General features: G+C 66.3%; 1 protein-coding gene. It reads left to right on the forward strand.

What is annotated here, in order from left to right; all coding sequences use genetic code 11:
• Positions 1-285: 285 nt before the first annotated feature.
• The coding region (locus tag FH975_RS00035) for a VOC family protein (protein ID WP_202922922.1) at positions 286-531 on the forward strand (246 nt) is incomplete at its 3' end.

Genomic DNA, 531 nt, shown 5'->3' on the forward strand with positions numbered 1-531 from the left:
AAGGCGCAGGGCATCGCGCCGGACTGGCTGGACCGTTCGTAGCGTCGGGCCTGCTCGACTGCTGCTGCGTTCTGCTTCCTGCCTCTGGGGGAGGGCGGCCTTCGCACTTTGCTCCTGGTAGGGGGCGAGCTTGCTCGACCGCCTTTGATCTTCGCGAACAGCAGTCGAGCAAGCTCGACCTCTACCAGGGCAGGAGCGACAGCAGTAGAGCACGCTCGCCGCTACTGACAGAATCTGTCAGCAGGGCCGTACCACCATGATCGCTCCCAACAACGGAGCTTCCCCATGTTCACGCCCAGCACCCTGCTGCAGTACGTGCGCGACGTCGCCACCAGCGCCACCTTCTACAGCGGCATCCTCGGCAAACCGCCGGTCGAGCAGTCGCCTGGCTTCGCCCTGTTCCTGCTCGGCGATGGCGCCGCACTCGGCCTGTGGCAACGCGATGACGTGCAACCGCCGGTGTCTGCGCAGGCAGGCGCCGCCGAACTGGCGATGGTGGTCGCAAACCCCGAGGCCGTGCAGCAGATGCAC

Source organism: Nesterenkonia haasae, assembly GCF_010119385.1.
Taxonomy (GTDB): Bacteria; Actinomycetota; Actinomycetes; order Actinomycetales; family Micrococcaceae; genus Nesterenkonia; species Nesterenkonia haasae.